Annotated in this window: 14 protein-coding genes; 4 read left to right on the forward strand and 10 right to left on the reverse strand. The window is 72.4% G+C overall.

What is annotated here, in order from left to right; all coding sequences use genetic code 11:
• Positions 1-19: 19 nt before the first annotated feature.
• Genes AW272_RS26780 through AW272_RS26805 form a run of 6 tightly spaced genes read right to left on the reverse strand, consistent with a single transcriptional unit; the run spans position 20 to position 4,614 of the window.
• Positions 20-748, reverse strand: a complete 729-nt coding sequence (locus tag AW272_RS26780; RefSeq protein WP_066370674.1) for a GntR family transcriptional regulator — start codon at positions 746-748, stop codon at positions 20-22.
• Entirely contained in the window at positions 706-1,530 is an 825-nt protein-coding gene (gene trpA, locus AW272_RS26785) for a tryptophan synthase subunit alpha (RefSeq protein WP_066370675.1), read from the reverse strand. The genes AW272_RS26780 and trpA overlap by 43 nt, the downstream gene beginning before the upstream one ends.
• Entirely contained in the window at positions 1,527-2,693 is a 1,167-nt protein-coding gene (trpB, locus tag AW272_RS26790; protein WP_066370678.1) for a tryptophan synthase subunit beta, read from the reverse strand. Before trpB ends, trpA begins: the two co-directional genes overlap by 4 nt.
• Before the next feature lie 40 nt (positions 2,694-2,733).
• Positions 2,734-3,300 (reverse strand): PadR family transcriptional regulator, encoded by a 567-nt coding sequence (locus AW272_RS26795; protein ID WP_066370680.1) that lies wholly within the window; start codon positions 3,298-3,300, stop codon positions 2,734-2,736.
• Between the two features lie 12 nt (positions 3,301-3,312).
• The gene (locus tag AW272_RS26800; RefSeq protein WP_066370684.1) at positions 3,313-4,011 is read right to left on the reverse strand and encodes a DUF8817 family protein; all 699 of its coding nucleotides are present in this window, start codon (positions 4,009-4,011) and stop codon (positions 3,313-3,315) included.
• A gap of 36 nt (positions 4,012-4,047) precedes the next feature.
• Entirely contained in the window at positions 4,048-4,614 is a 567-nt protein-coding gene (locus AW272_RS26805; protein WP_066370691.1) for a helix-turn-helix domain-containing protein, read from the reverse strand.
• Between the two features lie 65 nt (positions 4,615-4,679).
• Here AW272_RS26805 and AW272_RS26810 point away from each other — a divergent pair, with 65 nt between their 5' ends.
• Together AW272_RS26810 and AW272_RS26815 are read left to right on the forward strand one after the other, a co-directional pair.
• Entirely contained in the window at positions 4,680-5,273 is a 594-nt protein-coding gene (locus AW272_RS26810; protein WP_066370693.1) for a class I SAM-dependent methyltransferase, read from the forward strand.
• A complete protein-coding gene (locus AW272_RS26815; RefSeq protein WP_245657741.1) occupies positions 5,263-5,739 on the forward strand; it encodes a DinB family protein in 477 nt (158 codons plus the stop codon). Before AW272_RS26810 ends, AW272_RS26815 begins: the two co-directional genes overlap by 11 nt.
• Before the next feature lie 7 nt (positions 5,740-5,746).
• Here AW272_RS26815 and AW272_RS26820 read toward each other — a convergent pair whose 3' ends face one another.
• Entirely contained in the window at positions 5,747-9,076 is a 3,330-nt protein-coding gene (locus AW272_RS26820; RefSeq protein ID WP_066370699.1) for an ATP-binding protein, read from the reverse strand.
• A gap of 104 nt (positions 9,077-9,180) precedes the next feature.
• Between AW272_RS26820 and AW272_RS26825 the strand changes: the two genes are divergently transcribed.
• Together AW272_RS26825 and AW272_RS26830 are read left to right on the forward strand one after the other, a co-directional pair.
• Positions 9,181-9,891, forward strand: a complete 711-nt coding sequence (locus tag AW272_RS26825) for a hemerythrin domain-containing protein (RefSeq protein ID WP_066370702.1) — start codon at positions 9,181-9,183, stop codon at positions 9,889-9,891.
• Between the two features lie 29 nt (positions 9,892-9,920).
• Positions 9,921-10,364: a nuclear transport factor 2 family protein gene (locus AW272_RS26830; RefSeq protein WP_066370708.1), complete on the forward strand. Its 444-nt coding sequence runs from the start codon at positions 9,921-9,923 to the stop codon at positions 10,362-10,364.
• Between the two features lie 147 nt (positions 10,365-10,511).
• Here AW272_RS26830 and AW272_RS26835 read toward each other — a convergent pair whose 3' ends face one another.
• From AW272_RS26835 to AW272_RS26845, 3 genes are all read right to left on the reverse strand, one after another.
• Positions 10,512-11,069 carry a hypothetical protein gene (locus AW272_RS26835; RefSeq protein WP_066370711.1) on the reverse strand — a complete coding sequence of 186 codons (558 nt, stop codon included), beginning with the start codon at positions 11,067-11,069 and terminating at the stop codon, positions 10,512-10,514.
• Positions 11,070-11,228: 159 nt separating this feature from the next.
• Positions 11,229-11,753 carry a hypothetical protein gene (locus AW272_RS26840; protein ID WP_066370714.1) on the reverse strand — a complete coding sequence of 175 codons (525 nt, stop codon included), beginning with the start codon at positions 11,751-11,753 and terminating at the stop codon, positions 11,229-11,231.
• Positions 11,754-11,768: 15 nt separating this feature from the next.
• Positions 11,769-14,573, reverse strand: a complete 2,805-nt coding sequence (locus AW272_RS26845; protein ID WP_066370716.1) for an amino acid adenylation domain-containing protein — start codon at positions 14,571-14,573, stop codon at positions 11,769-11,771.
• Between the last annotated feature and the right edge of the window lie 38 nt (positions 14,574-14,611).

Genomic DNA, 14,611 nt, shown 5'->3' on the forward strand with positions numbered 1-14,611 from the left:
GAGAGCGGCGGCGGACACGTCAGTGCGGGGAGACCCACTGGAGTGACAGGTCCGTGGTCTTGCGTTCGGTCCTGATCTCCATGAACTCGCCGAGGATCGTGGCGTGGTCGACGACGAGCAGGTCGCCCCGCTCGTGGTAGGTCGCCCGTTCGCTGACGAAGACCGGGCCGCCCTCCGGATGCCGCAGCGCCTCGGCCACCGGGGCGGTCAGCAGGGCGGGCCTGATCCGTTCGGTCGCCCGGTGCACGCGCGCGCCGGCCTCGGCGAGCGCGGTGTAGAGCGGGGTCTCGGTGAAATCGGTCCCCTTGATCGCCGAGGCGTGGGGCTCGGCGATCCAGGAGATCTGATGGACGGCCGGGCGGCCCATGAGATGGCGTACCCGAACCAGTCTGAGAGCCCTGCCGTCGTCGAGCGGCAGTGAGCGCGGTACCGGGCGGATCGCGGCCGACAGCACCTCGGTCCGCAGCGGGTAGCCCTGCCTGCGGAGGTCGTCGCCGAGGCTGCGCAGCGTGTCGAGGGGATACTCCGCGCTGGCCGGCGTCACGTAGGTGCCGCGACCGGCCCGCTGGACGATCAGGCCCTCGCCGCTGAGGACCTGCAGTGCCTGCCGCAGCGTCATCATCGTCACGCCGTAGGAGGCGCTGAGCTCACGTTGCGCGGGCAGCGCCTCGCCCGCGCGGTAGTGGCCCGACCTGATCTTCTCCGTCAGGTCGTCGGCGATGGCGCGGTAGCGGGGTGTACTGCCCATCTGGCTCCCTGGTCGAGTGCGCGTCGAATGCTCGACACATATTCTCCCAGCTCGCCCGCCCCCGCGCCGTCGAGGAGCCGGCGCATCAACGCCGAGGCCACCACGACGCCGTCGGCGTGATCCGCCAGTTCGGCGGCCCGCTCCGGGCCCGCCACCCCGAAGCCGAACAGGACCGGCCGGTCGGTGAGCTCCTTCAGCTCACGGCCGAGCCGGGCGGCCTGCTCGGAGATCTCGCCGCCCTCGCCGGTGGTGCCCATGCGGGTCAGGGCGTACACGAAACCCCGGCTGCGCCCGGCGATCTCGCGCAGCCTCGCCCGGGACGACGACGGCGCGGCGAGCAGCACCAGGTCCAGGCCCTCGGCCGCCGCCGCGTCCGCCAGGTCGCCGACCTCCTCCAGCGGCGAGTCGGGCACGATCAGCCCGCGCAGCCCGCTCCCGCGAAGCGCCGCGCAGAACTCGGCGGCGCTCCGCTGAAAGACCAGGTTGCTGTACGTCATCGCGACGACCGGCACGTCGACGTCGAGCGTGGCGACCTCGTCGAGGATCCCCCTGACCGTGGTCCCGGCCGCGAGCGCCCGATCCGAGGCCTCCTGGATCGTGACCCCGTCCAGCATCGGATCGGAGAAGGGGAAGCCCACCTCGACGGCGTCGGCTCCGGCGTCGACGTAGGCGTGGACGACCTCCGTCCATTTCGGGGTGACTCCGGCGGTGACGTAGGGCACCAGCAGCGAACGCCCCGTGTCGCGGCGGGCGATCAGGAACTCTTCCAGGGACGCGTTCACAGCATCTCCTTGATGGAGGCGATGTCCTTGTCGCCACGGCCGGAGAGGGTCAGCATCACGGTCGACCCCGGCGCGATCCCACCGGACTCGGCGGCCCGGATCACCCAGGCCAGAGCGTGGGAGGACTCCAGCGCGGCCAGGATCCCCTCGGTGTGGGCCAGGCGGCGCAGCGCCCGGATCACCTCGTCGTCGTTCACGGTCTCGTAGCGGGCCCGCCCGGCGTCGCGCAGATGGGCGTGCTCGGGGCCGATTCCCGGATAGTCGAGGCCGGCCGCGACCGAATGGGCCTCGGTGACCTGGCCGTCGTCGTTCTGGAGGACCAGCGAGCGGAAGCCGTGCAGCACCCCGGCCCGGCCGAAGGTCGCCGCCGCGCCGCCCTCGGCCTCGACCCCGACGAGCCGGGCGGCCGTGTCGACGAAGCCCGCGAACGTGCCCACGGCGTTGGAGCCGCCGCCGATGCAGGCGACCACGTAGTCGGGCACGCCGTAGGGGAGTTCGGCGGCGCACTGCTCGCGGGCCTCCTCGCCGATCACCCGCTGGAACTCGCGGACCATCCACGGATAGGGGTGCGGGCCCATCACCGATCCGATGCAGTAGTAGGAGTCGTCCACCGAAGACACCCAGTGGCGCATCGCCTCGTTGCAGGCGTCCTTGAGGGTGCGGCTCCCACTGGTGACCGGCACGACCTCCGCGCCGAGCACCTCCATCCGCAGGACGTTGAGCTCCTGCCGTTCGATGTCGCGCTCGCCCATGAACACGGTGGCTTCGAGGCCCAGCAGCGCCGCGGCGGTGGCGGTGGCGACGCCGTGCTGGCCGGCGCCGGTCTCGGCCAGGATCCGCCGCTTGCCCATCCGCTGGGCGAGCAGCGCCTGGCCGATTACGTTGTTGATCTTGTGGGAGCCGGTGTGGGTGAGATCTTCGCGCTTGAGCAGCAGCGTGATGCCGAGTTCCCGCGACAGCCGCCAGGCCGGGGTCAGCGGAGTGGGCCGGCCCGCGTAGACCGAGAGCAGCATGGTGAGCCTGCCGCGGAACTCCGTGTCACTCCAGGCCTCCCGGAACGCCGCCTCGATCTCGTGGCAGGCCGGGATCAGCGACTCCGGCACATATCGCCCGCCGTAGGCGCCGAACCTCCCGGTGGTCCCGGGGTCGGTCATCACGTCCATGATCGCCTTCTCTCATGAGCTACTGTTCTAGAACAGTAGCTCATGATTCGTCGTCGGCCATCCGGTACGCGCCCTGTTCGAGGCGATTGATCATTCGATGTGTCCAGGCGGTGCGGCTGTCGGCGGTGTGCAGCCAGAGTTCGAGTACGGCCCCGACCGGCCCCCAGTCGTCGAGGTCGGCGCCGGGCGGGATCTCCCGGGTGACGCTCTCGCGCCACCGGTCCATCGCCAGCGCGCGCTGCCTGAGCAGGCCGATGGCCTCGGCGCGGGGAAGGTCGTCGATGAGCCCGACGGCCGCCGCGAGCAGGTCGAGCCGGGGGTCACGACTGGAGAGCGCTTTGCGCAGCAGGGCGAAGTAGGCCCGCTCGCCGTCACCCGTCAGTTCGTATTCCATGCGCGGGGGCCCGCCCGCCTCGCTGGGGGTGGTCTCGTGGACGAGCAGGCAGCCCTCCCCGGTCAGGGACTTCAGGGCGTGGTAGATCGAGCCGGACGTGGCGTTGGACCACTCGTGCGCACCCCAGGTCTCCAGGTCGGAGCGGACCAGATAGCCGTGGGCCCGGCCCCGCCTCCGGATCGCGCCGAGCACCAGCAGCCGGACCACGGACATGTGAGGTTCCCTTCAGGCCGGGAGTGCGCCGGCCAGATCGTCGAGTGCTTCCCGCTCGGCATCGGACACCGCGAGCTCCCGCGCCCGGACGATGAGCTCACGGGCGTGCGCCGGGTCGTCGGCCCGCAGCGCGAGCTCGGCCCGGTAGGTCAGCGCCTCCACCAGGTCGGCCCGCGGCGTGGTGTCCTGCTCGCGGCGGAGCGCGGTGTCCAGGATCCTGGCCGCCTGGACGTGCTCGCCCCGGGAATCGCCCTGCACGACGGCGTTCCGCAGCGCGGCGGCGAGCGTGCCCGGGGCCGGTTCCGGCTGGGACGGCCCGGCCGAGTCGGCGAAGATCCTGATCCAGTTGCCACCCGGATCGATGACCGAGAACCCGGACACGTCGTCGGAGTTCTTCCGCTTGCGCGGACGGGTTATCCGGGGGATCCCCGACACCAGGAGCTTGCCGTAGGCCGCCCGCATCCCCTCGGCGAACGCCGCGAACAGCAGGCCCGTGTCGGGCACCGCCACCACGCACGTCCCGTAGGAGTCGGCGGGCTCGAAGCCGGGCATCCCGAAGAAGTCGAGCTGGAGGTCCTCCCGCTTCATCGACACGTAGGGGTTGGGGCGGGTCTGGTAGTAGATCTGGGTGAAGCCCAGCGCACGGTAGAAGTCGGCGATCTCGTCGATCGACCGGCAGGGCAGTAACGGGACGGTTCTCTCGTTGGCCACGTGTCTCCTTCGACTAGCCAAATTTGGCTACTGAGGTCAGTGTACGTGTGTCCGCATCCCCTGCGGGTCGAACAGGATGAGGAGTTCGACCACCCCGCCGTCGGCGCTGCCCAGCCAGTGCGGCAGGGACGTGTCGAACTCGGCCGCCTCGCCGGGCGGCAGCGTCAGGTCGCGCTCGCCGAGAACGAGCCGCAGATGCCCATTGAGTACGTAGAGCCATTCGAAGCCGTCGTGGGTCTGCGGCGCCGGGACCAGCGGATCCACCCGGGACGGGATGATCATCTTGAAGGCCTGTACCCCGCCCGGCCGCCGGGAGAGCGGCACGAAGGTCATCCCGAACCTCCGGATCGGCGTGAGGTGGATCCGGGGGTCGCCGGTGCGTGGGGCGCCGACCAGGTCGTCCAGCGGGACGTCGTAGGTGCGGGCCAGCGGCAGCAGTAACTCCAGGGTCGCCCGGCGCTGCCCGCTCTCCAGCCGGGACAGCGTGCTTTCCGACACTCCTGTCGTCGTCGCGAGGTCGGCGAGGGTGATGCCGCGATGACGCCGCAGTGCTCGCAGTCGCGGGCCGACCGCGTCGAGTACCGCGTCGAGTTCAGGGTCCATGGAGCCATCTTGCCGAAACAGCAAGATTTCGTGCCAGATCGGTATGTCCCGTCGAGACTGAGCTCATGGATTTCTGGGATGAGGTCTACGCCTCCCGGCCGGTGGCCACCGACCCGCGGCCGAACGCCCGGCTCGCCGAACTCGTCGCGGGCCTGCCGCCCGGCGACGTGCTGGACCTCGGATGCGGCGAGGGCGGCGACGCGCTGTGGCTTGCCGGTCAGGGGTGGCGGGTCACCGCCACCGACATCTCGGCCGTGGCGGTCGAGCGGCTCACGGCGCTCGCCGGTGATCGTGTCACCGCCGTCCGGCACGACCTGGGCGTGTCGTTCCCTGACGGTACGTTCGACCTGATCTGCGCCCACTACCTTCACACGCCGTTCGACCTCGACCGGGCGGCCGTTCTGCGCGCGGCCGCGCACGCGCTGCGCCGGGACGGGCGGCTGCTGGTCGTCGACCACGGCTCGACCATGCCGTGGTCATGGAACCAGGACCCTGACGTTCACCACCCGAGCCCGGTGGAGGTCGCGGCGGAGATCGATCTCGACCCGGCGACGTGGACGGTCGAGCGGGCCGACGCGCTCACCAGGATCGCGACCGGCCCGGACGGCAGTACCGCCGAAGTCACCGATAACGTGCTGGTCATCCACCGTGCGCCGTGACACCCCGCCGCCCCGCACCGGGATCGGCGAGGCCGAGGTGCTGCGCGCATTCCTCGACTACCTCCGGACCTCGATCGCCGCCAAGGTCGACGGCGTCCCCGATCCCCAGGCGCGGACGGCCGCCGTGCGGTCGGGCACGAACCTGCTCGGACTGCTCACCCACCTGACGTCCGTCGAACGCGCCGTCTTCCTCGGCGACGACGTCACCGACTGGCCGTCGACGTTCCAGGCCGCACCCGCCGACAGCGTGGCCGACGTCGTGGCCCACTACCGCGAGACGGTGAAGCGCGCGAACGACGTGCTCGACCGGTGCACCGATCTCGGCGGCCCGCTCCCACGACACCGGCCGGACCGCCCCGCGCCCAGCGTCCGCTGGGCCCTCGCGCACATGATCGAGGAGACCGGCCGCCATGCGGGCCACGCGGACATCCTCCGCGAACTGATCGACGGCACGACCGGCCGCTGACCCCGCTTCACTTGCGAGATTGCAGGGTGGCGGCCAGTTCGCGGGCGGTCGCCGCGGCGAAGGGGCGGAACCCGGACTCCTCGTTGTCCCGCAGCGCCGCCCGCAGGTGGTCGAGGGCGGTGTCGAGATCGCCGCGGGCCCTGGCCAGGAGACCGACGTGGTGGGCGGCGAAGCCGGCGAACGTGATGCCGGTGCCGCCGATCACGATCCGGCCGGCGTAGGGGGCCAGGTCGGCGTACAGGTCGTGGGCGGCGTCGGGGGAGGCGAGGGCCGACCAGAGTTCGGCCCGGATCGCCATGTGGGTCAGCCACATGTAGTTGCGCGGCACCTCCGGCTGCTGCCGCCACGGGCCGAGCGCGGTCCGGGCCTGCTCGGTCCGGTTCGAGCGGACCAGGGCCAGGGCGTGCCAGTCGCGGAGCAGGGACAGGCCGGTGGCGGCGGCGGCCTCGGCCAGCAGGGGCTCGATCGCCGGGAGGGTGCCCCGTGCCAGGTTCAGGGTCGCCGTCAGGGCGATCGGGATCTCGGCGGCGCCGGGCACGGTCGTACCGGAATGGAACTCACGGGCGTCGGCGATGGCCTGCTCCGCCTCCTCGAACCGGCCGCGGGCCACGGCCACGATCGCGTCGGCCCAGGTGAGGACGACGAGCGCGGGGGCGAGGGCGTGTCGCTCGGCCAGTTCCCTGGCGTCGCGGTAGTGGCGCAGGCCCGCGCCGACGTCGCCGTGCTCGATCTGGTCACGGCCGCGGAACACCAGCGCGCGGGCCTGGGCGGCGGGGTCGTCGGCCGACTCGGCCATCTCGACCAGTTCGCGTGAGGCGGCCAGGCGCTCGTCGAGGAGCTGCGGGCGTTCGTAGGCGACGTGGCGGAGTTCGAGGACGCGGGCCAGGTCGTCTCTGGTGCCGTGGGCACGGGCCAGGGCTTCGGCCTCGGTCGACAGGGCCACGGAGCGGTCGGCGGTGTCGGCGCCGTAGTAGATCTCGCCCGCCAGGGCGGCCAGCAGCCGGGCCCGCAACGCCTCGTGCCCGGCGGGCAGCTCCCGGGCGAGCCGCTCGAACAGGGCGGTGGCGGCGACGTCCACCACCTGGTATTCGCGCCAGCTCCAGATGGCGTCGGTGGTGGTGGTGACCGCCGCGCGGGCCGCCGCCACCACGTCGCCGCCCGCCAGGGCGACCTCGGCCGCCTCGCGGGCGGACTCCCAGGCCTGACGCTCGTAGCCCGCGCGTTTGCGGGCGAGCGCGAGCCCGAGCAGGACCTCGTAGCGGTCGGCGTCCGTCGCGGTGCGGTCGCGCGACAGCGCCGACAGCGCGGCCTCCTGGAGGCGGGCGGCCTCGGCGGGGGCGGGCTGCAGGGCGGCCACGGCCGAGGCCCTGGTCGCGTAGGTCCAGGCGGCGCGGGCGTGCTCGGCCGCGGCCCGGCCGTAGTGGTGGGCCAGTTCGGTGAGGCGCGTCTCGCGCACCCGGCCGGACCGCGCCTCGATCTCCCCGGCCAGCGCCGCGTGCAGGAGCCTGCGGCGGCCCGGGGACAGCCGCGCGTAGATCGCCTCCCGGACCAGCGCGTGGGTGAACCGGTGGCCGTCGCCCTCTTCCTCGATCAGGCCCGCGAGCAGCGCGGCCTCGGTGGCGGTCAGCGCGGCCTCCCCGGTCAGCCCCGACGCCGCCTCGACCAGGTCGGCGTCGAAGGTCCGTCCGTACACGGCGGCCGTCGACAGCAGCGGTTCGACGTCGTCGGGCAACTGGTCGATCCGCCGCCGGACGACATCCCGAACGCCGTCGGGGACGCGCAGCGCCCCCGGGGCCTCCGGGTCGGTGAGACGTCGCTCCTCCGCCAGCAGCTGGACCAGTTCCCCGATGAAGAACGGGTTGCCGTTGGTGCGTTCCCGCAGCGCCGCCGCGACCTCGTCGGGGATCTCGACACCGTGGCGGAGCGCGACGTAGTCGCGGACGCCCGCCTGGTCGAGCCCGCGCAGCCCCACCCGGACGAGATCGGCGCGGGCCAGGTCGGCCAGCGCCTCGGCCAGTTCCGGTGAGAGGTCGGCCTCGGCGTCGCGGCTGGTCAGCAGCAGGACGACCGGCAACGTGGCCAGCATCGCGCCGAGCCGCCTGACCAGGTGCAGGGTGTCGCCGTCGGCCCAGTGGAGGTCGTCGAGGACCAGCAGGGCCGGGCCGGTCTCGCGCAGCAGCGCGGCGGTGGCCTCGGCCAGCCGGAAGGCCACCGTGTCGAGATCGGCGGCCGTGCCGTCCCAACCGGGCAGCCACTGGCCCGTCGCGGACGCCTCGGCCAGGGGCGCCAGCGCCTGCGACCACGGCCACAGGGCCGGCGCGCCGGCGGTCTCCTCGCAGCGTCCCCATCCGGTGCGCAGGCCCATCGCGGCGGCGGTCGCGGTCAGCGCGCGGGCCAGCCCGGTCTTGCCGACGCCGGGTTCACCCGTCACCAGCACCAGGGTTCCCCGGCCCGCCGAGGTGTCGACGAGATGCCCGGTCAGGCGGGCCAGCCAGTCGTCGCGGCCGACCAAGCCGGTCGCCGCGACCGGTGGCACGGGAACCAGGACGGCCTTCGCGGGGGCGGGCATGGCGTCGAGTGAAGGTTCGTGGTTCAGCACGGCCGCTTCGAGCCGCCGCAGCTCAGGACCCGGATCGACGCCGAGTTCGTCGGCCAGGACCTGCCGGGCCCGGCGCAGCGCGTCGAGCGCCTCGCCCTGACGCTGGGAGCGGTAGAGGGCGACCGCGAGCAGCCCCCAGCCCGCCTCGCGCAGCGGATGCGCGGTGACCATCCGCTCGATCTCGCCGACCAGCCGGTTGTGCACCCCGAGGGCGAGCTCGGCCCGGAACCGGTCTTCGGTCGCGAGCAGCCAGACCTCGGTCAGCCGGGCCGCCTCGGCGGCGAGCCCGGGAGCCATGGCCGCGACGTCTTCGTAGGGCTCGCCGCGCCACAGTTCGCCGGCGCTCCGCAGCAGGTCGAGGGCGTGGGCGGGATCGGTCGTGAGGATCTTCTGCGCCTCGCCGACCAGGCGCTCGAAGGCGGCGGCGTCGAGATTCTCGGCCGTCAGGGCGTAGCCGGGCGGGCGCGTGAGCAGGATCCGGGCCGGCGCCCGCGCGGGCCGGTCGGGTTCGAGGGCGCGCCGGAGATTCGAGATGTAGGCCTGCACCGAGGACAGCACTTTCGGCGGCGGCTCCTCACCCCACAACTCGTCGACGAGACGGGAGACCGACACGATCCGGCCGCCGGCGGCGAGCAGCAGCGCCAGCAGGGCACGCTGCTTCTGCCCGCCGAGCTGCGCCGGACCGCTTCCGATTTCGACGTCGAGAACCTCGACCTGGCCCAGCACCTGAAACCGCACCCGGCAAAGCTAACGGGCCCACGGGTCCCGTCCAAGTCCGGCCAGCATGACATCCAAGTAGGGCGGCGCAGGCTGTGCACATCCCACCGAGAAAGGAGAGGGCAATGACGAGTCAGACCGGGCAGCGGCTCCACGGGCCGGGGCTCACCGACGTGCGGATGATGCGGGTGGCGCACTCCAACTTCCGCCGCGAGCTGGGCCTGTCCCCGGCCGCGATCCGCGCGGTCGCCGGGGGAGACCGCCGCCGGACGACGATCGTCGCCGACCACGCCGACCTGTTCCTGTCGCTGCTGCACCACCACACCATCGAGGACGACCTGCTGTGGGCGGCGCTCCTGGAGCGCGTCCCCGCCGAGCTCGCCCCGCTGGTCCAGGTGATGCAGAGCCAGCACGAGCACGTGGCCGCCCTGCTGGACCGGTCGCACGCGGCGCTCGGCGCCTGGCGGCGCACCGCGTCCGCACCCGACGGCGACGCCCTGGCCGTGGTCCTGTCGGATCTGTGCACGGCGCTGTTCGAGCACCTGCACGCCGAGGAGACCCACCTCCTGCCGATCATGGCCAGGCACATCACGCCGGCGGAGTGGGAGGAGTTCACCGTCCAGGGCATGTCCTCGATCCCGAAACGCCTCATGTTCCTCGGCTTCGGCATGATGCTCTACGAGGGCGACCCCGAGGCGATCGAGATCGAGCTCCGCAAGCTCCCCGCACCACTGCGCCGCCTGCTGCCCCCACTGGGCCGCCGCGCCTACCGCCGCTACGCCCGCCGCGTCCACGGCACCCCCGCGCCGCCGCGCGGCATCGGCGTCATCGCCTGAGTCACCCTCAACACCGAAGGAGTTCCACCATGACCGCACAGACCATCGACCTCGCCGCCGCCCGAGCCCGGAACGAGGACGTCTGGCGCCGTTCCAGCACCCTCCTGTACGCCCGCCAGATCGACGCCTTCGTCGAGCTCTGGTGCGAGGACGCCAGTTACGAGGCCGCCCTGCCCGTCGCCGGCCTGCCCGCCGTCATCACCGGCCACGAGGCGCTGCACGCGGCCTTCACCGGCCTGGTCTCCGCCGCGAAGAGCATCACCGTGCACGACGTCCGCTTCCACCAGACCGACGACCCCGACGTCGCGATCATCGAGGAGCGCATGGTCGGCGAACTCGCCGACGGCGACCGCTACGAGAACCGCCTCATCATCCGGGTCACCTTCCGGGACGGCCGGATCGCCCACATGCTCGAGTATTACGGCCAGTTCGCCCACCAGGACCTGCTGCGCAAGCTCGGCTTCACGGCCTAGTGGCCCACGCCGTAGCGGGTGGTGCCCCTGCTCCAGGCGTCGTTGCCGCTGATCCACGATCGGACGTTCGCCAGATAGCCGGCGAGGTCGCGGGCCTGCTCGGGGAGCCCGTAGTCGCGGGGGAGCGCGAGCGCCTCGGCCTCGAGATCAAGGTACTACTCGATGAGCCGGTCGTGAGCGAACCTGGTCTGCCAGGTGGGCGACATGCCCATGCGGCTGCGCGCACAGATCGGCGTAGGCCCGCACCAGCGGCGGTGCGCTGATCGGCAGCGCGCCCGCCTCGCCGTAGGCGAAGCGGATCATCGGGTCGAGGACCGTCCGGGCCAGCGCGGGATCCTCGCCGAGCGGGCCGTCGAACCAGTCGTCGAAGGGGAAGAACCAGTACATCCAGTCTGACGCGAGCTGGGCGCCGAGACCGCGGGCGTCGGGGAACGCATAACCCGTGAGCAGGTCGAACCTCGGTTCGTCGAGCCTGCGGATCTCCTGCTCGCCGGTGACGATCCCGAACGACGCGGCCCACTGGAGGCTGCGCCGGCGCATCCGCTCCACCTCGGGATTCAGCCGCGCCGGCCACGGGATCCTGAATCGGGGCCCGCCGTCTTCGGCATCGGGCGGCGTCGGATCCGTGTCGGGGTGCGCCGGGCGCGCCGTCGAGGTCCCCGGGCCGGTCGGACAAGCCGCTTCCAGGTGGCCCGGAACCTTCATACACAGCTCCTCGTGATGTCCTGTGCGACGCGTCGGCTCAGTTCGGGGCAGTCTGCATCAACACGGAACCGATATGATCAGTCACTCAAAGTAGTGTTTCCTGGGATGTGGTGTCTGCCGGATGCCCTCGAAGGCGACCATTGTGTGACCTCCCCGGCTTCAGAGCACGATGACAAGGAACGCGGTGGCGGCCAGCGCGAGCGCCACCAGGCCCGGCGTGCGCCGGTTGATCCTCGCCTCCTGCCAGGAGCCGCGCAGCAGGATCACCACGACGGCGAGCGCGGCCACCAGGTGCACTCCCCACCAGAGGCTCTCCGGGCCGTGACCTCCGGCGAGTCGGGAGCCGCTGAACGCGATCAGCAGCCCGAGCGCGAACACCACCGCCGCCTCGCGGTACCGGCCGAGCAGCGCCCATACGACCGTGCAGGCCAGGAACATGATCGAGGCGCTCTGGTGCAGCCGCCGGGAGAGCAGGCCGCCCTCGATGTCGAGGCTGCCACGCAGAGCCGTTTCGTATTCGTAGGGCTCGCTCATGTGCACGCCCTGGAGGGGAAGGTAGGAGCCGTCGTAGAAGATCTCCGCGTCGGCGGGCACGAAATGGATCATCAGATAGACCCCGGTGCCCAGGATCACGAGGAAGAGGCAGATCAGCACCTCGCCGGCCAACTGCCGTGCGCGTTCCATGGTGTGCGTTCTCCTTCAGCTGTTCAGGAGCCGGTCGAGACTCCGGCAGGCGCGGCCCAGCGAGGTCGAACCGCGTTTCTTCGCCAGGGCGGCCACCTCGGGGATCTCGCCCCGGGCGTCGGCCCACGTGGCGACGTCGACGGCCAGCACGACGGCGTCGGTGTGCAGAGCCAGGGCCCGCTCGCCCTCCCTCGGGAGGAACTCGGCCAGGAAGTGGCGCAGGATCGTCCACACCTCGGCGTGCGCGCCCTGCCTGGCGGCCAGCTCCAGCGAGGGCAGCGCGGGGCCGGCCTCGTAGCGGGTCCGGCGGCCCAGCATGCCCAGCAGCCTGCCTGTCTCGGCAGCGGGGAGAGCGTCCTTGGCCGCGAGCTGAAGCAGCGGGGGCACCGCGTCGTCGCCTTCCTCGGTGAGGAAGTAGGCCAGGACCAGGGCGGTCGCCGGGCCCGACGCGCCTTCGGCGAGAGCCAGGTCGTGGAGGTCGCCGATCGCGATGTCGGGCGGATCGTTGCGGTCGATCAGGCCGCTCGCCAGATGGGCCGCCGCCAGCTCCCGGTGGTGAGGCGTCATACCGGGCCAGTAGTGACGTGACTCGCGCCGGTAGGGGCGCGTCTCGGGCATGGTCAGCAGGGTGTCGAGGGGGGCGATGCCGAGGGGTTCCGCCGCTTTCCAGCTCACGTCGGCGATGCCGCGCTGGTCGACGACGTGATCGTCATAGGGGACGACGCGGGAGCCGAGGGCCAGGGTCCAGGTCAGCTCCACCTCCGGGGGCGGGGGCGCGCCGCGCTCGAACCATCGGGCCACCGCTGCCGAGCCGCTGTTTCTCGCGCGTTCGGCCAGGTCGGGGCCGAGATCGGGCGGCAGGCGCAAGAGTGCCTGAGCCAGGTCGAGCGGCAACGGTTCGTGGCTCGATTCCGCGTACACGGCCAGCCGGTCGAGAAGGGGCCCGGGGTCGAGGTGGCCGTCGGCGCGGGTGGGGGTGGCCAGCAGCACCGGGGGCAGCACTCCGGCCTTCGCCGCGCGCAGGAGTTCGTCGAGGCGGGACAGCAGGAAGGTGTGCGGGCGGGCGCACTCCCCCGGGTCGGGCAGGCGGTTCCAGGGGGCGGGCTCAGGTCGCGTCGCCGGGTCGTAGATGTCGGCCGTCCCCAGGACCTCCTCCTGCAAGTAGCCAGGCAACGCGTGCAGCGGGACGACCGTGCGGAGACCGGGGAACAGCTGGAAGGCCGTGGCCGCGACGCTCACCATGCCGCCGTACAGGGACTGCCCGAGATCGCCCGACAGGCCGGGGAAGGCGTGCTCGGCGTCGGTCCGCTGCTCCTCGGAGACCGGTTTCTGGTGGGCCGGGCGCCGGGCCGCGGGCGGTCCCGGATCTTCGCCGGGATTGACGAGCTCCCTGGCCAGCGCGGTGCACCAGTCGCGCGGCGACGGCCAGGTCAGGGCGTCGTAGAGCACCGGCCGCAGGTGTTCGCCGAACCGCCGGGCCAGCGTTCTCCTGAGGGGGCCGGGATTCGTGTGCGCGGCCCGCACGACCGCCGCCAGCCACGCCTCGACGTCGATCCAGCCGATCTCCTCCGGCGGGCCGCTCTCCAAGCCGGAGACGGGGAACGGGCCGGGGACGGTGACCTCGGGCAGACGTCCGGGAGTGAAGTCGGCGGTCCAGCCTCCGGTGAAGCGCTCGAAGAGCTGCCGGGCCGAGGCCGGCGGCAGGAGTTCGGCCGCCTCCAGGATCGGGGCGGGGTCGGTGAGATGGCCGGCGTGCTTGAGCGTGAGGGCCACCGCCCGGTCGCGCACCTCGGGAGAGCCGTGCGCGTAAGCGTTGGTCAGCGCGGTGACGTGCCCGGCGACGCGTTCCGGTGCGGCGGCCAGGTCGCGGTCGAGCCAGGTCAGGCCCTTCACGGCGAGCTTGGCCTCCGGGCGGAAGGTCATCGCCTCGATCGCCTCGGCGACGTCCGCCGGATCGAGCCGCGCCTGGTGCACCTGCTGCCAGGCCAGCTCGGCCACCGGCCCCGGCGCGGCGGGCAGCAGCCGCAGGTAGTCGCGCAGCCGCCCGGCCGACTCCTCCGGCGTGGGCGCCACGAGCGTGTGCAGCCGGACGAAGAACCTCAGGTCCGGTACGTCGCCACCACGCAGGAAACGGCCCACGCAGCCGTCGATGATCTGCTCGCGGGGTAACTCGCGGACGGTCAGGGCCAGCCACCGGGACGGCTTAGGGGTGAGCGTCTCGGCGGCCAGCGCCCGGCCCGCGCCGTCGGCCTCGAAGATTTTCGCGAGCAGCTGGGGTGTGAGCGGGTCCTTGGCCACCCCCACCGCCGACAACCAGGCCACCACCAGCGGCTCATGGTCGGGCGGGGTGACCACGCCGTCGCGCAGCAACGCCAGGGCCAGTGACGCGATCCGGTCGTCGGGACGGCGGATGCGGCGCGCGAGCCGTACCGCCAGATCGGCCCGCCAGGCCGCCGGGCGACCGGAGACCGCCTTCACCAGCCGGTGCGGGCTCGGCGCGGTCGACCAGCGGGGGTTGAAGTCGCGCTTGGTCAGCCAGGTGACCACGGCGGCCGGGCCGGAGATGGTCGCCGCGCCCACCATCATCAGCACCTCGGACGAGCCGATGACCTGGCTGTCATCGGTCCAGTCGAAGACGTCCCCGTCGAGGGAGACGGCCAGCAGCGGGCTGTCGCGGAGCTCCGCGAGCAGGCCCGGCAGCTCGGCGGCGACGGCGGCCCGTTCGGCGTCGGTGAGCTCCGGCAACCGCAACGCCAGCCCTTCGGCGTCGCGGTTCGCCACGAGATTCCTGATCTCGGTACGGATGTCGTCGACGGTCATGACGCCAGCCCTTCGACGTCGCGGCTGAGCGTGAAGAT

The sequence above is a fragment of the Herbidospora mongoliensis genome (assembly GCF_001570545.1).
In the GTDB taxonomy this organism is placed as follows: Bacteria; Actinomycetota; Actinomycetes; order Streptosporangiales; family Streptosporangiaceae; genus Herbidospora; species Herbidospora mongoliensis.